Genomic DNA, 23,557 nt, shown 5'->3' with positions numbered 1-23,557 from the left:
GGTCGCACCGACCCGGGGCGGGGGACGAAATCCTCAAGGCCGCACGGGAAAGCAACCGGAGCCTCTCTCACGCGCGGATTTTGCCGCGCGAACTCTCCAATTTTTTTTTGGAGCGGGCGAGATCGTGACAAAGGATCCTGATCGAGAAGCACTCTCACCATCGCGCCGCGGTCGTCGCCCGATGAACGACGACGCAGCGCTTGCGATGATGGCCAGATTCATCGTGCTGGCCGCGAGACGGGGCGAGCAACCGAACGAGAGACACGCGGCCCGAGAGGCCATTCGTGCGCTTGGGCTTCACTGTAGATACATCGAACCGGGCGCGCTCGAGGACCGTCTGCGCCGAAAATTTCGTCGCCATCGTTCAACGCTGATGCTCTCCGCCAACTTCGAATTTTGTCCCAATTTGTCCCAAGCGCCGCTCGCGTCCGAGAGCTATCGTTCATCGATCGAAACCGACGAGAGACATGCGCCCGATGGCGAAGGTGGACGAGAAGCGAACAGAGATTCCGCGGCTCGATGAGTTTCCCGACTTCATCGCAGAGCGCGACAAGCTCCGCGAGATCGCGGCGGAGTTCAACGAGGTGAGCGCCGAGCTCGCCGACCTCGTGGCGACCATCGCCAACTTCAGAAAGGCGCGCGATAAGCAAATCAACGATGCAGCGAAGGCCCGCATCGAAAGCAAGCAACTCCCCTCACTCGCGAGGATCACAGATCGGTGCGACGAGTTGCAAGCGAAAGTCGATGTTCTGCGGCGCGCCCTCGAGTTGCAGACCGATCGCTTCCAAAAGGTGAAGGGACGCCGCGCCTTCGACATCCTGACGAAGACGAAGCCGATCTTCGAAAATCACATGCGCTCGATCCTCGATGCGACGCTGGCGCTCGACGCCGCGCTGCGCGCCGAAGAGGAGCTGCGAATTGGTCTGGTGCGGGAAGGCATCATCATGTCGCTATCGACGCCGCCTGGGTGGTTATGCTGGGCGGCGCAGCTTCGCAAGAAGCTCGGCAGCCTCAAAGAATGGTCAAGCCTTCTGAATCACTTTGGCCGCGATGTGCATGGCGCCGAGGCATGGCACCGGAGGTTCCCGCTATGAGTGCTGCCCCTCTTCTCGATTTCCGCGCCCATGGCGCCGCCTTCGGCGAAAACATCGCGAAGCGAACGATTCAGGCTCTCAACGGCGTGATCGATCCGAGCCGATTCGACTGGCGCGGCGTCGGACGCAGCATGGCCGCCGAGCTGCGCGCCGCCGAAGTCGATCTGCTGCGGAGCAGCGTATCGGAGACGGCCGTCCGATCATTCGGCAACGCCGCCGGCAGTGCAATTTGCGAAACGTTCGATCGATTTCGAGCCGGACTCGCCGCATCGACCGCGAAAGGGAAAAGCTGACATGACCAGTTATGCGACCCGCGCGCTGCTCGGCGAATTTTGGGCGATCGAACCGAGCTGGCTCCCAATTCTTTCCGCCGTTGCGCAACGGGATACTTCGTCACCGACGCTCGACGCGGCGCGGGAATGGATCAAACGCGATTACCTCGCGATGGCCGGCCCAGGCGCCCGGATCCTTCCGGGCGCATCGCGCGCTTATGTCGTCAACGATATTGCGGTTCTTCCGATCACAGGGCCGATCTTCCCGCGCGCGAACATGCTGACGGAAATGTCGGGCGCGACCTCCGTTGCCGTGCTGCGCGCGGATCACATCGTCGCCCTTTCCACTCCGTCCATCGCCGCGATCATGCTGCTGATCGATTCGCCCGGCGGGGCCGTCTCCGGCATAGCCGACTTCGCCACACGCGTCGCGTCCGGTGCGAATCGTAAACCGACGCGGGCCTTTGTCATGGGGAGCGCCGCCTCGGCCGCATATTGGATCGCGACTCAGACCAGCATGATTTCGGCAGACCGGACGGCCGTCGTCGGCTCGATTGGCGTGGTTGCCGCCGTTCCGAAGCAAATGCAGCCGGATCGCGACGGCTATATCGATATCGAGGTCGTCTCGTCGAACGCGCCGAACAAGCGGCCAGACCCGACTTCCGAGGGCGGCGTCGCCGTCATCCGCGAGCAGTTGAATGCGCTCGAAGACATCTTCATCGGCGATGTCGCTCGCGGTCGCAAGACGACGGCAACGGCCGTCAAAAACAACTATGGGCAAGGGGGCGTTATGATCGGCGCCACCGCCGTAAAGGCCGGAATGGTCGACAAGATCGAAAGCCAAGCCTCGGCCATGAATGGCTTGGTGCAAATCGCAAAGCTCAAAGGCCGCCCCACCGGCGCCGACGCGATCTCGACGCCACCGACATTGCAGCGCGAGGAGAACATCGCAAGGCTCGCTCGGCTGAATCATCGATAGCTACGCACATTCCGGCATCTCGCGACTCGGGAGCAGCCATTGACGGCGACACGGCCAGCCGAACAGCGAAAAGCACGATGCGGGCTCCCGCTGATTTCGCGCCGTTCAATCGTGCAAGGCCACAACAATTCAAGGTTTGCGAGCGTCGTGAGACGCCCGCGAAGCGCACGTCGTGAGGACGTCCGCACTCCGGTGACGGCGGGCTAAAACTCCCGCCGTCACCATCACAGAAACAGACACCGCGCGCGTCGGATGACGCCCGCCCTCGCAAGGATCGAAACGGATGACGAATCTGCGCTATCAAAAGCATGTGGTCGATCTGCGGACCAATCAGCCGCTCGCCGGCGCGACGGTGACGGTCTATCTCTACGGCACGACGACCCGGGCGACAATTCTCGACGATCTCGGCGCGCCGCGCTCGAATCCGATGATCGCCGACGCCAATGCGCTGGTGAGCTTCAAGGCGAGCGACGCCAATCTCTATCAGATCGTCTGGAGCCTCGGCTCCTATGTCTCTCCGGTCGTCGACCTGCCGCCGCTCGATGTGGCGGCGGCGGCGAGCGCCGCGGCTGCGGCGGCGTCTGCGACGGCCGCCGCCACGAGCGCGACCAACGCCGCCTCTTCCGCCGCCTCGGCCGCAGGCGCCGTCGCTGCGGAAGCGACCGCCAGGGCGGCGGCCGACACGGCGGAGGCCAATGCGCGTATCTTTGCCGACGCCACTGAGGCGCTGACGCGCGCCAATGCGGATGCGGACCTGCAAGCCCAGATCATTTCCGCCGCGACGGAACTGCCGCCGGGCGTCGAAATTCTGCGCGACATCGATCTCGATATCCCGGTCGGATGGTATGACACCGGCGCGCGCGCCTGGGGCGTGCCGACGACGCGCGCGTTTCTTTCAAATCGCAAGCCGACCGATCTTTCCGCCGGCGTCTATTGGGTCGACCCGGCCGACAAGAGCATGATGTTCCAGGACGTCGGCTGCACGATTCCTGTGACGGGCGACGGCGATCCGGTCAATGCGTTTGTCGCTAAGGACAATCTCGGCGGCGCACTGTCGATCGTCGCGATCCCGAACGCGACCTTCGACTCGGATATCGCCAATTGGACGCTGGCGTCGGGCAGCGGCGGGACGATCTCCTGGGCGGCGGGCAAATTGCGCGTCACCCGCACCGGCACGGTCGTCTCCGCCTATGTGCCGCTCAATCTTCTGGCCGGGCGTCTCTATCGCATCACCGCGCCGGCAGCATGGATCTCCGGCGCGTCCGCTCAGGCCGCGATCGTGCTGCGCAACGGCGCGGCGGCGAACGCCTCATCGCTCGGGCAGAAACTGCTCGCCGCCGGCGTCAGCGGCGCGGTGACGCTCACCTACACGCCCTCGGCCAATGAGACCGTCTATCTGCATCTCACCTGCGCCGGCGGCGCGGGCGTGATCGATTTCGACAGCGTGTCCTGCTCGTCGGACACGCGCGCCGTCTTCGTGGCGGTGACCGACACCGCCGGCTTCACCTGGCGCACCGATGGCGCGCGCTGCTGGCTCGAAGCCAATGAAGAAGGGGACATCGACGACCGCTTCGTCTGCACGACGATCCACGGGCTCGGACTGTCGACATGGAAGGGCGGCGTTTGCATCGGCTATCGGCAGGTCAAGCCGCAAGCGTCCTGGATCTGGACGGCGAGCCTCATCTCGGGCGCCGGAAACACGGCGGGACTGCGCGCGCTCGGCGAGAACGACGAATTCGTCATCGGCGGCGCGACCACATCGCTGGCCGACGGCGGCTTGCGCGACAAGGTCGCTTTCATCTGGTGGGACCGAACCGCCGGCGAGGGCGTCGCCGGCCGCACGAAAGCCGATCTCGCGGCAATCACCGTCGGCGGCGCATCCGACGATACGGCGCTCTATCTCGCCGCGCGCGGCAATGTGACGCCAGGCGCGCCGCTGCGCATCTATGATGTAACGGTGATCGTCGGCGACATTGCCGACGAAGAGCGCGACTGGCTGCTCGATTTCGCGAATGCGCGTGCGCATGTTCGCTACCCGACGCGGATTTTCGTGATCATGGTCTTCGGCCAGAGCAATGCCGACGGTCGCGCCGAAATCTCCGATCCGAGCGCGCCGGCCGGATGGCAGGCGACGAAAATCGTGCCGAACGTCTGGAACTGGAACGGACGAGAGCTCGACGACACCTATTGGCTCTATCCCGTCGGCGCGACGCAATGCGGCTCGTCCTGGGCGGGCGACAAAAAATCATCGCAGAAATTCGGCTTCATCGATGTCGCTTGCGCGCAGATGGCCGACACGATCCCGAACCTCGTCGTCTGCCGCGTCACGCAGGGCGGGACCGGCGTCGACACGGGCGCCAATCCGGACGGCTCCTGGCATGTGCCGTCGAGCGCCCTCCCCGCCGGCACGCCGTCGCTGTTCGACGCGCTGAAAAACAAATTTCTGGCGCTGAAGACGTTCTGCGCGGAGCACGCGATCGAGTGCAATGTGCTCGGCGCCTTCCATCATCTGGGCGAGAACGCCAAGGCGGCGCCGACCTATTACAGGGTCGACACCGAAGCCCTGTTCGCCGGCGTGCGCGATTTTACCGGCGTCGCCGATCTGCCGATCGTCATGGGCACGATACCGACCGCCTCGGCCTATTACAGCGCGTCGGTGCACACGGATCAGCTCGCGATCGACGCGGCCGACGATCGCGTCACTTGTCTCGATTTCTCCGCGGTGACCCTCCTTCCGACGCCCGACAACACGCATTTCGACGCGGCGGGATCGGTCACAGCGGGCGCCGCCGCAGCCGATGCGATGATGGATTACATCGGCGACAGCTATCTGCTCCCGAGCGGCGTCGGCTCGATCGTCGGGGCCGGCTTCCCCGACCTCGGCGAAGGCGTCGCGACGGCGCTGGTGCAAGATGTCGGCTCGGCCGGTGGAATACTCGTCGGCGGCGGCTCGCTCGACACGCCGAGCGGCGGCAATCTCGAGAACTGTGTCGGCTTTCCTGTGGGAGCCCTCACCGGCGTCGGCGCCGGCGTCGGCGGCTGGCTCGCCTTGGCGTCGCCGAAAATCGATCCGCGCCAGGCGCCGTTTTACGCGATCGGCGATGGCGTGGCCGACGACACGGCGAAAATCAACGACGCGCGCGCAGTGGCGCGCAGTCTCGGCGTGCCGCTCGACGGTGGCGGCAAGACCTACGGCTACAGCGGACAATATACGCTGGTCGCCAATGAGCGCTTGCGAGACATCACGTTCAAGCAGCTGGCGCCAGGGGCCAGTACAATCACGCTGTCCGCCAACACTGTGAACAAACTCGAGCTGATCAAGGTGCGGGTCAATCGCAACGGCGACGGAACCAACGGCGGCGCTCTGAACGGGACGAATACAGCGAATGGCCGGCTGAGCAGCGCATTCGGCATCTCCATCATTGGAGGCATTGGGCACCACCTCCAGGATCTTGAGGTCTACGGCGATGACAGTGGCACAGGCATTCTGCTGCGCAGCCTCGATCATACATCAGTCGTCATCAGTCCGTATGTGCATGACATACGGTGGGTCCGCACAACCGCGACAGGCGCGCCGACCGACGATCACGTTCAAGGCATCTGGCTCGATCAGTGCAAAGACTTTGTCTTCCTGAGGCCGCGCGTCGAGAACCTGACTGGTCTGTTCGATGGTGTGGAGTCGAAGCGCTACACACGCGCTATTCCTATCGGCGGAAGCAAAGAGATCCGCGTGGTCAATGCCACTGTCAAGGTCGCTGATCAGGGAATAGATATCACAGGCGGCCCGGCGACAAACGAAGATATCGTTGTCGATGGATGCGTTGTTATCGATGCCTACACCTACGGCTTCAAAGTCGCGAACACCGGAATTCGTATTCGCCACGTGAACTGCACCTCGCTGCGTTGTGGCGTCGGATATGTCGCAAGTGGTCCTAGTGCTTCGGCAGGCGTGCCGGAAGGCAGCTCGACGGATCGAATCAGTTACGATAATTGCGTCGCGCTCGATACTGGAGCCTCGGGGCAAACGATTGTCGGAATCGCCGGATTCCGCGTGTTCTCGAGCGGTGGAATCGAGCACACCTCTGCGTCGCGTGTCGCGTATCGCAACTGTCGAGCGGTGGACAGACAAGCGATAAAGACGATGACCTTCGGCTTCCACAGTGAGATCAATGATCCGAACTATGCGCCGATAATGGAGTTTTGCGAGAGTGATGGACATATCACGGCGGCGGTAAATGCGGGAGGGATATTCATTCGGGCCCCTGGAATCGTCGGGACGGTCGCGCAGACAGGCGGCTATCCGAAAGGGGCAATTTTCGAATATGGCTCCAACGCCAATGGGAGCTACGAGCGTCGCGCGAACGGCGTGCAAGAATGCTGGCATGTCATTGACCAAACAACTACTGCCTGGGACACCGCAGAGGGGTCGGTGTTTAAGCCGGCAGGCAGCGTAGTTTGGGATTTTCCAGTTCCGTTCTTGGCCGGCTCAGTTGTGGTCGTTACCGGAGCGAGCATGCGGCCGGGCGCCAACTTTGCCAGCGACTTTGGTGTTCGAGCCTACTCTCATAATGGCGCCAATGTGGTTCCGAGCAGCCCTGTATCTCTGAATAACTCGACCACGAAATCGATCATGGTGCGTGCGATTGGTCGCTGGTTCGGCACATAGGCGAGCTAGCAGGGGGCGGTCGCCGTGTCTGCCGACACATCGCGTCGCCCCCGCACGATATCGTTGATCCAGTTGCCGGGAACGTCGAGACCTCCCGGTCGTACGGGCGGATAGGTCGAGCGGCCGCATGAATTCATCGGCGAGGACCTCGCCTGGGTGAGTCCTGATCGTCGACGCGCGCGCGATTCAGCAGCGACACAGCCCCACGGCCTTCCGGAGCGCGTCGTCGCTGCCTGTTCGCATCCGGCAGCTTCGAAAGCCCGAAGACCTTCGATTGAGAGTTTGGACGTCAGGCCGCGCGGATCGGCACGCGCGAATAATCGTTCTCGCCCTCGGCCTTCGACAGATCATGAGCGGCCTGCAGGTTGAGCCAGAAGCGCGGGTCGGTTCCGAAATAGCGGCCGAGGCGAATGGCGGTGTCCGCCGACACATCGCGGCGCCCCCGCACGATAGCGCTGAGCCGGTTGCCTGGAACGCCGATGGCTTCCGCCAGAGCGCGGGCGGATAGATCGAACGGCTGCATAAATTCCTCGGCGAGGACTTCTCCGGGGTGAGTTCTGATCCTGGTCATATGGGCGCTCCTCTCAGTGGTAATCACCGCCCGGCGGCCTTTCTTAGCGCGTCATCGATGCGCCCCTGCCATTTTCAGTCTCAGCTTCCTGAATGATTCGCCCGGCCAGCGACTGTATTCCTCGATGAACTCGCCGCCTGCGGCGCAACGGCGGCGGGACGGCCCATGCGCGCGAAGCCCATATCGTGCATGGTACAGGTCGACACGCATCTCGGGCCGCCAGGGGCTTGCGCCGAAGCGAGCGGGGTGGCGCCGACCTCAAGCTCTTGCGCGGACGAGCCGTAGCACACTTAGTTCCCGAAAGGAACGAAGTGTCCAAGCGCCTCCTGCGCGATCGTGCGCAGCAAAGGCCGATGGTTCGAGCCCTGAAAAACCAAATAGCCACGCCCACATCGAAGCGCAGGCGATCACTTCGCCGGCGTGTTCGCCGGGGTGAGGGAAATCCTCACGTTCAATGCTCGAAGAACGGCATGGTGGCGGAGCGTGTCAATCGCCATGGTAATCCTCCAGTCCGACGGCCTTCCGGAGCGAAGATGGCGCCCCGGTCTATTTGCGCATGAGTTCAGGATATTTTCGGCCGAACCACGCCTTACCGTCTTTCGAATACGTCCAGACGTTTTCCGTCTGCTTGCGATCCGGCAACCTCTCGTCGCCGTTCCGCAGCGCGACGCGAGCGGCACGGCGCGTCCTGCGATGCGCTCGCACCTTGTCGTCTTTCTCACTCGGCGCGGTCGATATCCCGCCGGCCGGATGCTTCTTGACGCTGTTCGACACGGCGTTGCGTCCTACGCGACTTCCTCAAGCCTTTCGGCGATGAATTGGTTGATGCTTTCGCCGGCCTTGGCGGCCCGCTCGGCGACGCGCTTGTGAAGCTCCGGCGGAATGCGCAGAGAGAGCGTCCCGGAATAGGGCTTCTCGGGCTCGACGCCGCGCTCCTTGCACCAGTCGCGATAATCCTCGATCGTCTCGGCGAAAGCGCCGCGCAGCTCGCTTATGTCCCGGCCGGCGAAGTGAAGCGTCGCGCGCGCGTTGACGACGACGCCGTTCATGAGCGCGTCGCCATCTTCGTAGCTGACCTCGGCGATATAGCCGTCATGCTTCAGGATCATGGCTTCACTCCCGCACTCTCGAGGAACCGGCGAACCGCGACGACCGCGCCCTTGTTGGTCTCCGGCTGCGGATGCGGGCGATGGAAAACCGCCTCGGCGCCGCCGAGCAAGAACCGGACACGGGAGCCGCGCCCTTCGGAACGCTCGGCGCCCAGCGCGACCAGGAGGCTTTCGATTTCCGACCATCGAATGTCCGACGGGACGGGCCGAGCGAAGATCGCCTCCAAAGTTCGCAGATGCTTCGCGTTCATTCCGAACTGATACCAGAATATGGTAGCGGACGCCAGGGAACGCAAGCGGACTTATACGGACATTCCGGGACAAGCCGAGACTCGGCGCTACCGGCCCTTCTCGCCACCCTCGCCACGGCGATCGATCGCCCGCCGCCGCCAGCGACAAGCAGCGCGAGATTGACAACTGAGAGCAAGATATTGAGATAGCTACTCATATGGCGTTGCGACACCGGTTTTTCCCTCTGCTCTGCAGCCAGCGGTGAACGCGACGGCTATTCGTCGTTCGCCGCGTTCAAATTCTCGACCGGAATCGTCGCGCCTGGGGAGCCCTGTGGTTTGGGCTTCCTCAATCTCACGCCCGGCCCCTCCCCGTTCTCATCCACGAAGATGACGCCCGCTGCCTCGAGAGCCCGGCGAAGTTACGGGAGGCCGGCTTGATCGCCGAGCGGAGCGGCAAGCTGCGGATCGTCGAGCGCGACGAAGGCGCTGCCGAAACTATCGAGGCGATGCTGGCGCGAGTGGCGCGCCGCCAGCGGCGACGCAGCGCGTGACGAGGCTGTGACGCCGCGTGACGCTATAGAAGAGGATCAACAGGAAGAGACAGACTCGTCGCGCGTCCCGCGCGGCGCGGCGGTCTATGAGCGCTTCGACGAATTCTTCGAAGCCTTTCCGTCTCGCGGTGACGACAATCCGAGACAACCGGCGCTCGCCGCCTGGCGCAAGGCCGTCGTTGTCGACGCGGACCAAGCCGAATTCGTCCGTGCAGCGAGGGCCTATGCAGCGGCGACGGCGGGCCGTGAGCGGGCGTTTCATTTGCTCGGCGCGAGTGTATCCGGGGGCCACTGGCGCTCCCACGGGCCGCCGCAGGCCGCGGAAGCCGCGCCCGTGCCGGCGAGCGTGTGGATCGCGGCCGGCGGGCCAGGGTGGGCCGAATGGTCGGCATGGTGGCGCGCGGCCGGGAAAGGGCGAAGCCCCCCGATCGACAAGCGCGGCGGATGGCGGTTCCCGGCGGAACGCCCTCCCGACGCGTCGCAGCTCGCTGCATGACGGCGAGCCTCGCACGATCAAAGTCGCATCGTGCGATTTTGATCCGGTCAAAACAGTCGCACCCTGCGACCGTTTCAGAGCGCGCATCGGAGTCGCGGCGTGCGGCCGTGACAGCGCGTCCAACGCATCCGCTGGTGGCGACATGGTGGCGATTTTGCCGCTTCGGCCTTGGCTTAGACAGCCCGCTATTCGTCGTAAGTATTTGATTTCCTTGGTGAGCGCGATGGGACTCGAACCCATGACCCTCTGATTAAAAGTCAGATGCTCTACCGACTGAGCTACGCGCTCGCTCGAAGGTCGCCCGATCCGGCACATGCGGGCGACGGATCGTTGCGATTTGGGCCGCCGACCCCTAACCGTTGCAGCCCGACCGGTCAACCCCGGCCGCCCGCGCCGGATCGTCACCCCATCCACTTCACATAAAGCGCAAAGAGCGCGAACAGGATCGTGGACACTACCGTCGTGGCCGCCGCCTTCATCCACAGCTTCGGCCTTGCCGGCGCGCCCGGGTCTCCGCCGGGCGGCGTCTCGCCCTCCTCCTCCGAGGAACGCACGCCGATCGGTAGGATCGCAAATAACACGATCCACCACATCGTCAGATAAATCGCGATCGCGAGCGGCGTCGAAAACGGCATGGTCCGCCCTTCCCCGATCTCGCCCGGCCGCGTCGCGGACTCAGGCCTGCTCGAGCTCCACCAGCGTTCCGTTGAAGTCCTTGGGGTGCAGGAACAGCACCGGCTTGCCATGCGCGCCGATCTTCGGCTCGCCGTCGCCCAGAACCCGCGCCCCAGCCGCCTTCAGCGTGTCGCGCGCCGTGATGATGTCGTCCACCTCATAGCAGAGGTGATGAATGCCCCCCGCCGGATTCTTCGCGACGAAGCCAGCGATGGGCGAGCCCTCGCCCAGCGGCTGCAGCAGCTCGATCTTCGTATTGGGGAGCTCGACGAAGACCACCGTGACGCCGTGCTCGGGAACGGCCTCGGGCTCGGAGACTTTCGCCCCGAGTATGTCCCGATAAGTCGAGGCGGCCGCCGCGAGATCGCCGACGGCGATGGCGACATGGTTCAAGCGTCCGATCATGACGTGTCCCTGACAATCTTCTCGAGGCCCGGAGCGGTTTCCGATCCGATTGAATCGATACCGCGCTCCAGCTTTTCGTTTGGAGCGAATTGTGATCGCTCGAACGATCCCGTTCGAGCGGAAAGCGCTCTAGATGCGCCATCACGCTTCGATGATCAATACATGCACTTGCGGTTTCTTGCCCCAGACCGAATTGACGCTCGCCCGGACGGCGCGCTCGATCGCCGTCGCGGCCGCGTCGACGTCCCGGCGCTTCTGCCGCGGCAGATTGTCGAAGGTGCGGAAGATCGCCTCGTCCACCACTTCGGCCATGTCCTCGCCGCTCTGGCCGCGCTTGGGCAGGCCCGCCAACATCACATCGGGGTCGCCCACCATGTCGCCCCGCTTGTCGATGGCGAGAGCGAGGGAGACGACGCCGGCGAAGCCGAGCTTGGCCCGCTCCCGCACCGCGCCGTCGCCCTCGCCGATCAGCACGTCGCCGTCCTTGTAGAGCCGCCCGCCCGGCGTCTTGCCGACGACGGCGAGTTCCCCCGGCATCAGACGCACGATGTCGCCATTGCGCGCGCCGAGCACCTGTGTCACGCCGCGCGCCTCGGCGAAAGCGGCGTGGACGGTGAGGTGATGCCCCTCGCCATGCACGGGCACCGCCGCGCGCGGCCGCACCCAGTCGTAGAGCTGCGCCACTTCGCCGCGCCGCGGATGGCCGGAGCAATGCACCAGATGATCGTGATCCGTGACGACCTCCATGCCCTGATCGCAGAGCTTGTTGACGACGCGGTTCACCTCGCGCGTGTTGCCGGGAATGGCGCGCGAAGAGAAGATCACGAGATCGCCCGCGGCGAGCTTGATCGCCGGATGCTCCTTCTCGGCGACGCGCGCCATCGCCGCGCGCGGCTCGCCCTGGCTGCCGGTCGCCAGCACCACGATTTTTTCGCGCGGCAGAGCGGAGAACATGTCGAGCGAGAGGAAGGGCGGCAACCCGTCGAGGAAGCCGCATTCGCGCGCCACCTGAATCACGCGCTCCATCGCCCGCCCGGCGATCACGACGCTGCGCCCGGCCGCCTGCGCCGCCTCCGCCACCGAGCGGATGCGCGCGACATTGGAGGCGAAGGTCGTCACCATCACGCGATGCTTCGCCTCGCCGATCAGCCGCATCAGCGTCTTCGCGACATCGCTCTCGGAGAAGCTGTCGCCCTCGCGCAGAATATTGGTCGAATCGCAGATCAGCGCGTCGACGCCCTCGTCGCCGAGCGCGCTGAGCCGCGCCGCGTTGATGCGATGGCCGACGCGCGGCTCGGGATCGATCTTCCAGTCGCCCGTGTGGATGGCGAGGCCGAGCGGCGTGCGGATCGCGAGCGCATTGCTCTCGGGGATGGAATGGGCGACGGCGACGAGCTCCACATTGAACGGCCCGATGTCGAGCCGATCGCCCGTCGCGACGGTCACGATCTTGATATTGGGCGCGCCGGCCTCGGAGAGTCGCCGCGCCTCGAGCAGGCCGGCGGCGAAGCGCGTCGCATAGACCGTGCAGCGCAGCTTCGGCCACAGGAAGGACAGCGCGCCGATATGATCCTCATGCGCGTGAGTGATGACGAGTCCGACGAGATCGCGGCGGATTTTTTCGACGAAGGAGACGTCGGGCATCAAGAGATCGACGCCCGGGAGCTCCGGGCCGGGAAAGGCGAGGCCGCAATCGACCATCATCCATTTGCGCGCGCGCGGCGGGCCGAAGCCGTAGAGCGCGGCGTTCATGCCGATCTCGCCGAGGCCGCCCAGCGGCGCGAAAACAAAATCTTCTGTTTCGTCTTTCATGGGCGTCGCTCCGGCTCGGGCCGGGCCGCCGAAGGGGCCGGCAGGAAAATGTCTCCCGCTTCGATGACGCGCCGTCCGCCTTCGGCGGCAATAATGAGGCGGCCCTCCGAATCTATGGTCTCGAAGCGTCCGCGAAGCGTTTCGCCGGGCAGGCGCGCCTCGATCTCCTCGCCGAGCCCCGCCGCATGCGCGAGCCACCGCTCGCGCAACACCGGGAAGCCGACGCCGCCAGCCCAGAGCCGCAGCGTCTCTTCCATCTGGTCCGAAAGGCGAGCGAAGAGCGCCGCGGCGTTCGGTGGAGAAGCGAGGCGGGAGAGATCGCTCGCGGGATAGGAAAGGCCCTCGGGCGAGGCCGCGCAATTGACGCCGATGCCGATGATGCAGGCGAACGGCTCTCCCCGCTGCGTCGGCTGTGCGCCTTCGAGCAGCACGCCGGCGAGCTTGGCGCCGTCGAGCAGCACGTCATTCGGCCATTTCAGTGCAAGGCGATGCGGCGCGCCCGTGGTCTCGATCAGCGCGGCGATCGTCGCGAGCCCCGCGACGAAGCCGAGCTGCGGCGCGATGGACGCCGGGCCGAAGCCGGCGAGCAGCAGGCTCGCATGCAGATTGCCGTCGAGCGAGCTCCAGCTGCGGCCGAGACGCCCACGGCCCCTGGTCTGACGCGCCGCCATGATCCACAGCGGACCGGCGTCGCCGGACTCGGTGCGCCGACGCGCCTCGTCATTGGTCGAGTCGATTGTCTCGAAGACTTCGAGGCGCACGCCACGCGCATGAGCGCAGCGGCCGAGCTCGACCTTTTCCATCTGCGGTCAGAACAAGGATTTGGCGGCCGCGGTCGCCGCTTCCACCACCGGCGCCGGATAGAGCCAGAAACCGAGCAGGAAGACGGTCGAGACGGCGAGAACGGCGCGCAACGACAGAGGCGAGTGATCGAAAGCCGGCGCAGGCTCGTCGAAATACATCACCTTCACGACGCGGAGATAATAATAGGCGGAGACCGCGCTCGCCAGCACGCCGAGAATGGCGAGCGCATAGAGCCCGGCGTCCACGGCGGCGAGGAACACGTAATATTTCGCGAAGAAGCCGGCGAGCGGCGGCACGCCCGCGAGCGAGAACATCAGCATGGCGAGGAAAAAGGCCGCCGCGCCATTGTTGCGCGACAGCCCCGAGAGATCGGCGATCCTCTCGACCGGCCGGCCCTCGACGCGCATCTGAAGAATGGCGGCGAAAGCGCCGAGCGTCATCACCAGATAGATGGCGAGATAGATGGCGACGCCGCGTACGCCCTCTTCGTCGCCCGCCGCGAGGCCGACGAGGGCGAAGCCCATGTGGCCGATCGAAGAATAGGCCATCAGGCGCTTGATGCTGGTCTGGCCGATCGCGGCGAAGGCGCCGAGCAGCATCGACGCGATGGCGAGGAAGACGACGATCTGCCGCCATTGCGCGGCGATGCCCGGAAAAGCGGTGACGACGATGCGCGCGGTGATCGCGACAGCAGCCATCTTCGGCGCCGAGGCGAAGAAGGCAGTGACCGGAGTCGGCGCGCCCTCATAGACGTCGGGCGTCCACATATGGAACGGCGCAGCCGACATTTTGAAGGCGAGGCCGGCGAGCACGAAGACGAGGCCGAAGACGACGCCGAGCGGCGGCGCGCCGGTGATGGACTTGGCGATGCCGTCGAAGGAGATGGTTCCGGCGAAGCCGTAGAGCAGCGACGAGCCGTAGAGCAGCATGCCGGAGGAGAGCGCGCCCAGCACGAAATATTTGAGGCCCGCCTCGGACGCGCGGGCGTCGTCGCGAGCGAAAGCAGCGGCGACATAGAGCGCGAGCGACATCAGCTCGAGGCCGAGATAGAGCGCGATGAGATTATCGGCCGAAACGAGCAGCAGCATGCCGAGCGTCGACAGCAGCACGAGCACCGGAAATTCGAAATTGCCGAGCTTGGCGCGCTGCAGATAGTCGCGCGACATGATGATCGTCACCAGCGAGCCCAGGAGCGTGAGGATCTTCACGAAGCGGGCGAAGGCGTCGTCGACGAAGGCGCCCTCGAACAGCGAGGCCTGTGTGTCGCCGCCGAACAGCAGCGTCAGAATGGCGAGGCCGAGCAGTCCGATCGCCAGCTCGTTGACGAGACCGAAGGCGCGCGATCCGCGAAAGGCGCCGACGAGGATCAGCGCGAGCACGCCGAGCGCGAGTATGGTTTCGGGCAGGAAGTGATGCGCGAGAGCGGTTGTGAACGACATTGTCGGCGACCGATCATTGAGCGGCCCGGGCCGCGACTTTGAGCGCGTCCGCCAGGGCCGTGTGGGTTTGCAGGAGATTGGCGACAGAGGCCGCCGACGCTTCGAGGATCGGCCCCGGCTTCACGCCGTAATAGATGGTGAGCGCGATCAGCGGGACGAAGAGCACCAGCTCGCGCGCCGTGAGATCTTGGATCGTGGCGAGGCTCGGCTTGTCGAGCGGGCCGAAGATCACGCGGCGATAGAGATAGAGCGCATAGGCCGCAGACAGGATGACGCCGGTGGTGGCGAACAGCGCCACCCAGCTGTTGGCGACGAAGGCGCCGACGAGCGTCAGGAATTCGCCGACGAAGCCCGACGTGCCCGGCAGGCCGACATTCGCCAGAGTGAACACCATGAAGGTGAAGGCGTAGAGCGGCATGCGGTTGACGAGACCGCCATAGGCGGCGATCTCGCGCGTGTGCATCCGGTCGTAGATGACGCCGACGCAGAGGAACAGCGCGCCGGATACGAAACCGTGGGAGATCATCAGAAACATGGCGCCCTGCAGGCCCTGGGTCGTCATGGTGAACAGGCCCATGGTGACGAAACCCATATGCGCGACCGATGAATAGGCGATCAGCTTCTTGATGTCCTCCTGCACCAGCGCGACCAGCGAGGTGTAGACGACCGCGATCACCGACAGCGCGAAGACGAGCGGCGCGAATTGCGCCGAGGCGTCGGGGAACATGGGCAGAGAGAAGCGGATAAAGCCATAGCCGCCCATTTTGAGCAGGATCGCCGCGAGGATCACCGAGCCCGCGGTCGGCGCCTCGACGTGAGCGTCCGGCAGCCAGGTGTGGACCGGCCACATCGGCATCTTCACCGCGAAAGAGGCGAAGAAGGCGAGCCACAGCCAGCTCTGCATCTCCGGCGGGAACTTGGTCTCGAGCAGAATGGCGATGTCGGTCGTGCCAGTCTTGGCATAGATCGCGAGGATCGCGATCAGCATCAAGAGCGAGCCGGCGAGCGTGTAGAGGAAGAATTTGAAGCTCGCATAGACGCGCCTCTTGCCGCCCCAGATGCCGATGATCAGGAACATCGGGATGAGGCCGCCCTCGAAGAAGAGGTAGAACAGCACGAGGTCGAGCGCGCAGAACACGCCGATCATCAGCGTCTCGAGCACGAGGAAGGCGACGAGATATTCCTTCAGGCGGAATTTCACCGACTCCCAGGAGGCGAGGATCGCGAAGGGCGTCAGGAATGTCGTCAGCAGGACAAAGGGAACGGAAAAGCCGTCGACCCCCATCTTATAAGTGAGCCCGGAGCCGAACCAGCCCTTCTGCTCGACGAGCTGAAAGGCGGCGCTCGCCGTGTCGAAACGTCCCCAGACGACCAGCGACAGCAGGAAGACGATGATCGTCGTCAGCAGCGCCGCCCATTTGGCGTTGCGCAGCGTCGCTTCGTCCTCGCCCTTCAGCGTCAGGATGAAGGCCGCGCCGACGAGCGGCAGGAAGGTGAGGCCCGTGAGAATGCCGAAACCGAACATCAGCGCAGACCTCCTGCGACGAACCAGGTGACGAACGCCGCGACGCCGATCAGCATGGCGAAGGCGTAATGATAGACATAGCCGGTTTGCAGGCGCACGGCGAGCCGCGCCCCGTCGACGACGCGCGCCGCAATTCCGTCGGGGCCGAGGCCGTCGATGATGCGGCCGTCGCCGCCTTTCCATAGGATCCGGCCGAGCGCGAAGGCGGGGCGCACGAAGATCGCATCATAGAGCTCGTCGAAATACCATTTGTTGAGCAGGAACCGGTACAGCTTCGGGAAGGCGCCCGCGATCTTCTGCGCCGTTCCCGGGGCGAGCTGATAGACATAGAGCGCGACGAGGAAGCCCGTGACCATCATCGCCGTCGGCGCATAGGAGATCCAATGCGGGATCTCGTGCATCGCGTGCAGGATGTGGTTCTCCTGGCCGGTATAGATCGCGCCCTTCCAGAACTCGTCATAGGCGTGGCCCGAGAAGAAGCCCTCGAATGCGGCGCCAGCGCCGAGCGCGCCGATCGACAGCACGATGAGCGGGACCAGCATCACGATCGGCGACTCGTGCGGCGCATGATGGCCATGGCCGTGATCGCCATGCGCGTGTTCGTCGTGAGCATGTTCATCATGGCCGTGGGCGTGATCGTCATGACCATGCGCCGCATGGCCGTGCGCATCGCCATGCGCCTCTTCGGCCTTGCCGAAGAAGGTCATGAACACGAGACGCCAGGAATAGAAGGAGGTGAGGCCCGCCGCGACGACAGTCGAGATGAAAGCGAAGAAGGCGATGTGATGATGGGCGCTCGCGGCGAAGGCCGCCTCGATGATCTGGTCCTTGGAGAAATAGCCGGCCGTGTAAGGGAAGCCGGTCAGGGCCAGAGTGCCGATCGTCATCATGGCGAAGGTGACGGGAATCTTGTTCCACAGTCCGCCCATGTTCCGCATATCCTGCTCGTGGTGCATCGCATGGATGACCGAGCCGGCGCCGAGGAACAGCAGCGCCTTGAAGAAGGCGTGGGTGTAGAGATGGAACACGCCGACCGAATAGGCGCCGACGCCCTCGGCGACGAACATATAGCCGAGCTGCGAGCAGGTCGAATAGGCGATGACGCGCTTGATGTCGTTCTGCACGAGTCCGATCGTCGCCGCGAAGAAAGCGGTCACGCCGCCGATCAGCGTGACGAAGGCGAGCGTGTCCGGCGCATATTCGAAGATCGGCGACAGGCGCGCGACCATGAAGACGCCGGCGGTGACCATCGTCGCGGCGTGGATGAGGGCGGAGACCGGGGTCGGGCCCTCCATCGCATCGGGCAGCCAGGTGTGCAGCAGGAATTGCGCGGATTTGCCCATCGCGCCGGTGAAGAGCAGGAAGGTCGCCAAAGTCAGCGCGTCGAAATCGGCGCCGAACACATGGATCTTCTGTCCGGCGAGCCCGGGGACGGCGGCGAACACCTGCTCGAAGCTCACCGAATTGGTGAGCTGGAAGACGAGGAAAATGCCGAGCGCGAAGCCGAAATCGCCGACGCGGTTGACGACGAAAGCTTTGATGGCCGCGGCGTTGGCCGAGGGCTTTTGATACCAGAAGCCGATGAGGAGATATGACGCGAGGCCGACGCCCTCCCAGCCGAAGAACATCTGCACGAGATTATCGGCCGTCACCAGCGTCAGCATGGCGAAGGTGAAGAGCGACAGATAAGCGAAGAAGCGCGGACGGTGCGGATCCTCGTACATATAGCCGACGGAGTAGAGATGCACGAGCGCGGAGACGCTGTTGACGACGACGAGCATCACCGCCGTCAGCGTGTCGACGCGCAACGCCCAGTCGACGCTGAGCTTGCCGGAGGTGAACCAATTGGCGAGCACGGGCGCGCTCGCATGGCCATGGCCGAGCGCCACGTCGAAGAACACCATCCAGGAGAAGCCGGCCGCGATGAACAGAAGCGTCGTCGTCACGAGCTCGGAGGCGCGCGCGCCGATGCGCCTTCCGAACAGGCCGGCGATGAGAAAGCCGATGAGCGGCAGGAAGACGATAGCTTGGATCATCGGCGCTCAGCCCTTCAGAGAGTTGATGTCCTCGACCGCGATGGTGCCGCGGTTACGGAAATAGGTGACGAGAATGGCGAGGCCGATCGCCGCCTCCGCCGCCGCCACCGTCAGGATGAACAGAGCGAACACCTGTCCGGTCAGATCGCCGAGCGCGGCCGAGAAGGCGACGAGATTGATGTTCACCGACAGCAGGATCAGCTCGACCGACATCAATATGATGATGATGTTCTTTCGGTTGAGGATGATGCCCGCGACGCCGAGGGTGAACAGGATCGCCGCGACGACGAGGTAATGGGTGAGACCTACGGCCATTGCTGCGCTTCCTTCAGACGCCCGCCCGCGAGGGCACTTTTCTGATCTCGATGACATTCTCGCGCGTGCGCGCGTTCTGCTCTTCGATGTTCTGTCGCTTGACGCCGGGGCGGTGATGCAGCGTCAACACGATCGCGCCGATCATCGCGGTGAGCAGCACCAGGGCCGAGGCCTGGAAGAACACGAAATATTTCGTGTAGAGCACTTGGCCGAGCGCCGCCGTATTGCTGACGCCGGCGGCGATCGGCGTCTGCGCCGCCTCGAGCGCGCTCGGAGCGCTCTGCCAGCCGACCGCGACGAGACCGAGCTCGATGAGCACCACCGCGCCGACCGCGCCGCCGATGGGCAGATATTTGGTGAAGCCCTGCCGCAGCTCGGCGAAGTCGACGTCGAGCATCATCACGACGAAGAGGAAGAGCACCGCCACCGCGCCGACATAAACGACGATGAGGATCATGGCGAGGAATTCGGCGCCCGCGAGCAGGAACAGTCCCGCGCCATTGACGAAGGCGAGGATGAGATAGAGCACCGAATGGACCGGATTGCGCGCGACGATCACCGCGAAAGCCGATGCGATCAGCATCGCCGAGAAAAGATAGAAGAATGCTGCAGCCACTTTGTCGTTCCTCTTCTCGCAGCCTCGTAGCGTCCGGCCTGTCCTCGCGTTTAGCGATAGGGCGAATCGAGCGCGATGTTGCGCGCGATCTCGCGCTCCCAGCGCGCGCCGTTCTCGAGCAGGCGCTCTTTGTTGTAGTAGAGCTCCTCGCGCGTCTCGACCGCGAATTCCTGGTTCGGCCCCTCGACGATGGCGTCCACCGGGCAGGCCTCCTGGCAGAAGCCGCAATAGATGCATTTCACCATGTCGATGTCGTAGCGCGTCGTGCGCCGCGTGCCGTCGTTGCGGCGCGGACCGGCCTCGATGGTGATGGCCTGCGCCGGGCAGATCGCCTCGCAGAGCTTGCAGGCGATGCAGCGCTCCTCGCCATTGGGATAGCGGCGCAGCGCATGCTCGCCGCGAAAGCGCGGCGAGATCGGGTTCTTCTCGTGCGGATAGTTGAGTGTCGCCTTCGGCTTGAAGAAATAGCGCATCGACAGGAAGAAGGCGGCGATGAATTCGGTGAGGAAGAGCGACTTGGCCGCTTGATCGAGCTTCATGACGGCGTCTCCCTTAGTTCGCGCCCGCCGAGCCGGCGAATTGCAGCACGGCGGCCACGAGGATCACCATGACGAGAGAAATGGGCAGGAACACCTTCCATCCGAGCCGCATCAGCTGGTCGTAGCGGTAGCGCGGCACGAAGGCCTTCACCATGGCGAAGAGGAAGAAGAAGAAAGTGACCTTGAGCACGAACCAGATCGCGCCCGGCACGAGATCGAGCGGCGCGATGTGGAACGGCGGCAGCCAGCCGCCGAAGAACAGGATCGTCAGCAGCGCGCACATCGTGAGGATCGCGACATATTCGCCCAGCATGAACAGCATATAGGGCGTCGCCGAATATTCGATCATGAAGCCCGCGACGAGCTCCGATTCCGCCTCGACGAGATCGAAGGGCGGGCGATTCGTCTCGGCGAGCGCCGAGATGAAGAAGATCACGAACATCGGCAGCAGGCGCAGCCAATACCAGCCGAGCATGCCATATTGCGTGTCCTGCGCGCGGACGATCTCGGTGAGGTTCAGCGAGCCGGCGCAGAGCAGAACGGTGATGATGACGAAGCCGATCGAGACCTCGTAGGACACCATCTGCGCAGCCGAGCGCAGCGCCGAGAGAAAGGGATATTTCGAGTTCGACGCCCAGCCGCCCATGATGATGCCATAGACGCCGAGCGAAGAGATCGCGAAGATGTAGAGAATGCCGACATTGATGTCGGCGACGGCCCAGCCGTCGGAGACGGGGATGACCGCCCAGGCGGCGACGGCGAGCATGGCCGTGACGAAAGGCGCGAGGAGGAACACGCCTTTGTTGGCCGTGTCCGGAATCACCGGCTCTTTCAGCACGAATTTGAGCATGTCGGCGAAGCTCTGGAGCAGTCCCCAGGGTCCGACGACATTGGGGCCGCGGCGCAATTGCACCGCCGCCCATACCTTGCGGTCGATATAGATCGCATAGGCGAGATAGATCAGCAGAGCGACGGTGAGAACGACGCTCTTGACGATGATGATGAGAAGGGTCAGCAGCCAGCCGTCGATCACGTCTTTGAGCTCCTATTCCGCAGCTCGGGCGAACCGGCCCTGCGCGAGCGCCGAACATTCGGCCATCGTGGCCGAGGCGCGGGCGATCGGATTGGTGAGATAGAAATCGGCGATGGCCGAGGCGAATTCGTCCTTCCACGCCGTCGCCGGCTGCAGCGCCAGCGCCTCGAGATCGGCGACGTTGCCCGGTGCGATCTGGTCGAGCTTGCCGAGATGCGGATGCGCCTCGGCGAGCTCGGCGCGCAATTGCGCGAGCGAATCGAAAGGAAGCGGCGCGCCGAGCGCGCCGGAGAGCGCACGCAGAATGGCCCAATCCTCGCGCGCGTCGCCCGGCGGGAAGGTCGCGCGCAACGCCTCCTGCACGCGGCCTTCCGTATTCACATAGAGGCCGAATTTTTCCGTATAGGCGGCGCCCGGCAGAATGACGTCGGCGCGATGCGCGCCCTTGTCGCCATGCGTGCCGATATAGACGACGAAGGCGCCGGGCTCGATCGCGATCTCGTCCGCGCCGAGATTGAAGACGAGGTCGAGCGCGCCGGCCTTCACGATTTCGCCGGCGTCGAGCCCGCCCTGCCCCGGCGTGAAGCCGAGATCGAGCGCGCCGACGCGCGCGGCGGCCGTGTGCAGAACGCTGAAGCCGTTCCATCCGTCTGCGAGCGCGCCGTGCTTCTTCGCGATCTGCGCGGCGAGCGCCAGGATGGCGCGGCCGTCCGGCCGCGTCAGCGCGCCCTGGCCGATCAGCACGATGCGCTTCGAGGAGCCGGTCGGCGCGCTCTCGAGGAAACGCGCGAGCGAGTCCGGTCCGGCGCCGAGATAATCGTAGTCGTAAGTGAGATCGACGCGCTCGCCGACGAGCGAGACGGGGAAGTTGCCGCGCAGCCAGCGCTTGCGGATGCGCGCATTGAGCACCGGCGCTTCCTTGCGCGGATTGGAGCCGATGATCAGCAGCGAATCGGCTGCGTCTATGCCCGCGACGGTCACGTTGAAGATATAGGACGCGCGGCCGAAGCGCGGGTCGAGCTTGGTTCCGTCCTGACGGGCGTCGAGATGCGCGCTGCCGAGTCCCTGAACGAGGAGCTTCAGCGCATAGATTTCCTCGAGCGCGGCGAGATCGCCGACCAGCGCGCCGATCTTGTCCGCGGACGTCGCCTTCGCCTTGGCGGAGACGACGCCGATCGCCTCCTGCCACGAGGCGGGATGCAGGCGGCCGTTCTCGCGAATATAGGGACGATCGAGACGCTGAACCTTGAGCCCGTCGACGACCTGGCGCGTCTTGTCGGAGATCCACTCCTCGTTCACCGCCTCGTTGAGGCGGGGAAGAATGCGGATCACCTCGCGGCCGCGCGCGTCGACGCGGATCGCCGAGCCGAGCGCGTCCTGCACGTCGATCGTCTCGGTCTTCTGATACTCCCACGGCCTCGCGCGAAAATTCTGCGGCTTGGGCAGCAGCGCGCCGACGGGGCAGAGATCGGTCACATTGCCCTGCAGCTCGGAGGTCATCGCCGTCTGCAGATAAGTGGTGATCTCCATATCCTCGCCGCGGCCGATCGCGCCCATGTCGCTGGTGCCGGCGATCTCCGCCGTGAAGCGCACGCAGCGGGTGCAATGGATGCAGCGGTTCATCGCCGTCTTGACGAGCGGGCCGATATACTTGTCCTCGACCGCGCGCTTGTTCTCGGCGTAGCGCGAGCTGTCGCCGCCGAAGGCGAGCGCCTGATCCTGCAGATCGCATTCGCCGCCCTGGTCGCAGATCGGACAGTCGAGCGGATGGTTGACGAGCAGGAACTCCATCACGCCTTCGCGCGCTTTTTTCACCATGGGCGATTTGGTGAAGACCTGTGGCGGCTCGCCATTGGGGCCGGGACGCAGGTCGCGAACCGACATGGCGCAGGAGGCCGCGGGCTTGGGCGGACCGCCCTTCACCTCGACGAGGCACATGCGGCAATTGCCGGCGATCGATAGGCGTTCATGGAAGCAGAAGCGCGGAATCTCGGCGCCGGCCTGTTCGCAGGCCTGCAGCAGCGTATATTCGGCCGGAACGTCGACCTCGACGTCATCGACGAGAATTCTGGTCACTTGGCCTTCTCCAACCTCTCGACGCGCTCGCGCAAGTCCGCGGGCTGCGTCTCGATCTTCTTCTTCCGTTCGCTCGCGTCGACCGCGAAGCCGAGGGCGGTCATCGTCGACTCGCGCGGCATTTCGCCGTGCTCCTCCAGAAAGTCGAGCTTCAGCTTATGGCTGTCCTGCACGACCCGCAGGCCTCGAATGTCTTCCTTGACGCCACGTTGGCCGTCCTGCCGCTCGCCCAGCTCTTCACATATGCGCCGGATATCCGCGCGCATCTCGCGAAGCAGCTCCAGAACGAGATTCTCCGGCTCGGCCATCGG

The 23,557-nt window shown here is 64.5% G+C and carries 21 protein-coding genes and 1 tRNA gene; 4 read left to right on the top strand and 18 right to left on the bottom strand.

From position 1 onward, the window contains the following. Positions 1-476: 476 nt before the first annotated feature. The 4 genes from AC6IW9_RS16230 (at position 477) to AC6IW9_RS16215 (ending at position 7,011) form a co-directional block, all read left to right on the top strand. Entirely contained in the window at positions 477-1,094 is a 618-nt protein-coding gene (locus AC6IW9_RS16230; protein WP_497765127.1) for a hypothetical protein, read from the top strand. Next, a complete protein-coding gene (locus tag AC6IW9_RS16225; protein WP_497765126.1) occupies positions 1,091-1,387 on the top strand; it encodes a hypothetical protein in 297 nt (98 codons plus the stop codon). The genes AC6IW9_RS16230 and AC6IW9_RS16225 overlap by 4 nt, the downstream gene beginning before the upstream one ends. A 1-nt stretch (position 1,388) precedes the next feature. Beyond that, positions 1,389-2,345, top strand: a complete 957-nt coding sequence (locus AC6IW9_RS16220; protein WP_497765125.1) for a S49 family peptidase — start codon at positions 1,389-1,391, stop codon at positions 2,343-2,345. Positions 2,346-2,628: 283 nt separating this feature from the next. Further along, positions 2,629-7,011 carry a sialate O-acetylesterase gene (locus AC6IW9_RS16215; protein WP_497765124.1) on the top strand — a complete coding sequence of 1,461 codons (4,383 nt, stop codon included), beginning with the start codon at positions 2,629-2,631 and terminating at the stop codon, positions 7,009-7,011. A 289-nt stretch (positions 7,012-7,300) separates the two neighbouring features. Here the strand turns inward: AC6IW9_RS16215 and AC6IW9_RS16210 are convergent, their stop codons facing one another. The 18 genes from AC6IW9_RS16210 to AC6IW9_RS16125 all read right to left on the bottom strand — a co-directional run bounded on the left by AC6IW9_RS16210 (position 7,301) and on the right by AC6IW9_RS16125 (position 23,554). Continuing rightward, the gene (locus AC6IW9_RS16210; protein WP_497765123.1) at positions 7,301-7,582 is read right to left on the bottom strand and encodes a HigA family addiction module antitoxin; all 282 of its coding nucleotides are present in this window, start codon (positions 7,580-7,582) and stop codon (positions 7,301-7,303) included. Positions 7,583-8,128: 546 nt separating this feature from the next. Continuing rightward, complete coding sequence (locus AC6IW9_RS16205) at positions 8,129-8,356, bottom strand: hypothetical protein (RefSeq protein ID WP_497765122.1); 228 nt, start codon at positions 8,354-8,356, stop codon at positions 8,129-8,131. A gap of 11 nt (positions 8,357-8,367) precedes the next feature. After that, positions 8,368-8,691, bottom strand: a complete 324-nt coding sequence (locus AC6IW9_RS16200) for a type II toxin-antitoxin system HicB family antitoxin (protein ID WP_497765121.1) — start codon at positions 8,689-8,691, stop codon at positions 8,368-8,370. Next, entirely contained in the window at positions 8,688-8,942 is a 255-nt protein-coding gene (locus AC6IW9_RS16195) for a type II toxin-antitoxin system HicA family toxin (RefSeq protein WP_497765120.1), read from the bottom strand. Before AC6IW9_RS16195 ends, AC6IW9_RS16200 begins: the two co-directional genes overlap by 4 nt. 1,241 nt (positions 8,943-10,183) lie before the next feature. Beyond that, positions 10,184-10,259, bottom strand: a tRNA-Lys gene (locus tag AC6IW9_RS16190). A gap of 113 nt (positions 10,260-10,372) precedes the next feature. Beyond that, entirely contained in the window at positions 10,373-10,606 is a 234-nt protein-coding gene (locus tag AC6IW9_RS16185) for a DUF1467 family protein (RefSeq protein ID WP_497765119.1), read from the bottom strand. 40 nt (positions 10,607-10,646) lie between these two features. After that, on the bottom strand, positions 10,647-11,051 hold the full coding sequence (gene mce, locus AC6IW9_RS16180) for a methylmalonyl-CoA epimerase (RefSeq protein WP_497765118.1): 405 nt from the start codon (positions 11,049-11,051) through the stop codon (positions 10,647-10,649). A 141-nt stretch (positions 11,052-11,192) separates the two neighbouring features. Beyond that, positions 11,193-12,863: a ribonuclease J gene (locus AC6IW9_RS16175; protein ID WP_497765117.1), complete on the bottom strand. Its 1,671-nt coding sequence runs from the start codon at positions 12,861-12,863 to the stop codon at positions 11,193-11,195. Continuing rightward, positions 12,860-13,666 (bottom strand): biotin--[acetyl-CoA-carboxylase] ligase, encoded by an 807-nt coding sequence (locus AC6IW9_RS16170; protein WP_497765116.1) that lies wholly within the window; start codon positions 13,664-13,666, stop codon positions 12,860-12,862. Before AC6IW9_RS16170 ends, AC6IW9_RS16175 begins: the two co-directional genes overlap by 4 nt. A gap of 6 nt (positions 13,667-13,672) precedes the next feature. Further along, positions 13,673-15,106, bottom strand: coding sequence for an NADH-quinone oxidoreductase subunit NuoN (nuoN, locus tag AC6IW9_RS16165; protein WP_497765115.1), 1,434 nt, complete (start codon positions 15,104-15,106; stop codon positions 13,673-13,675). A 13-nt stretch (positions 15,107-15,119) separates the two neighbouring features. After that, complete coding sequence (locus tag AC6IW9_RS16160) at positions 15,120-16,631, bottom strand: NADH-quinone oxidoreductase subunit M (RefSeq protein WP_497765114.1); 1,512 nt, start codon at positions 16,629-16,631, stop codon at positions 15,120-15,122. Next, complete coding sequence (gene nuoL / locus AC6IW9_RS16155; RefSeq protein WP_497765113.1) at positions 16,631-18,667, bottom strand: NADH-quinone oxidoreductase subunit L; 2,037 nt, start codon at positions 18,665-18,667, stop codon at positions 16,631-16,633. Before nuoL ends, AC6IW9_RS16160 begins: the two co-directional genes overlap by 1 nt. 6 nt (positions 18,668-18,673) lie before the next feature. After that, positions 18,674-18,982 (bottom strand): NADH-quinone oxidoreductase subunit NuoK, encoded by a 309-nt coding sequence (gene nuoK, locus AC6IW9_RS16150; protein ID WP_497765112.1) that lies wholly within the window; start codon positions 18,980-18,982, stop codon positions 18,674-18,676. 13 nt (positions 18,983-18,995) lie between these two features. Continuing rightward, positions 18,996-19,598, bottom strand: coding sequence for an NADH-quinone oxidoreductase subunit J (locus AC6IW9_RS16145; RefSeq protein WP_497765111.1), 603 nt, complete (start codon positions 19,596-19,598; stop codon positions 18,996-18,998). 50 nt (positions 19,599-19,648) lie between these two features. Then, on the bottom strand, positions 19,649-20,137 hold the full coding sequence (nuoI, locus tag AC6IW9_RS16140; protein ID WP_497765110.1) for an NADH-quinone oxidoreductase subunit NuoI: 489 nt from the start codon (positions 20,135-20,137) through the stop codon (positions 19,649-19,651). Positions 20,138-20,150: 13 nt separating this feature from the next. Then, positions 20,151-21,170, bottom strand: coding sequence for an NADH-quinone oxidoreductase subunit NuoH (gene nuoH / locus AC6IW9_RS16135; RefSeq protein WP_497765109.1), 1,020 nt, complete (start codon positions 21,168-21,170; stop codon positions 20,151-20,153). A 12-nt stretch (positions 21,171-21,182) separates the two neighbouring features. Further along, on the bottom strand, positions 21,183-23,246 hold the full coding sequence (nuoG, locus tag AC6IW9_RS16130; protein ID WP_497765108.1) for an NADH-quinone oxidoreductase subunit NuoG: 2,064 nt from the start codon (positions 23,244-23,246) through the stop codon (positions 21,183-21,185). Beyond that, positions 23,243-23,554, bottom strand: a complete 312-nt coding sequence (locus tag AC6IW9_RS16125; RefSeq protein WP_497765106.1) for a hypothetical protein — start codon at positions 23,552-23,554, stop codon at positions 23,243-23,245. The genes nuoG and AC6IW9_RS16125 overlap by 4 nt, the downstream gene beginning before the upstream one ends. Between the last annotated feature and the right edge of the window lie 3 nt (positions 23,555-23,557).

It is taken from the genome of Methylosinus sp. shoA, assembly GCF_059718125.1.
This window is presented reverse-complemented; position numbering and strand designations above follow the sequence as displayed.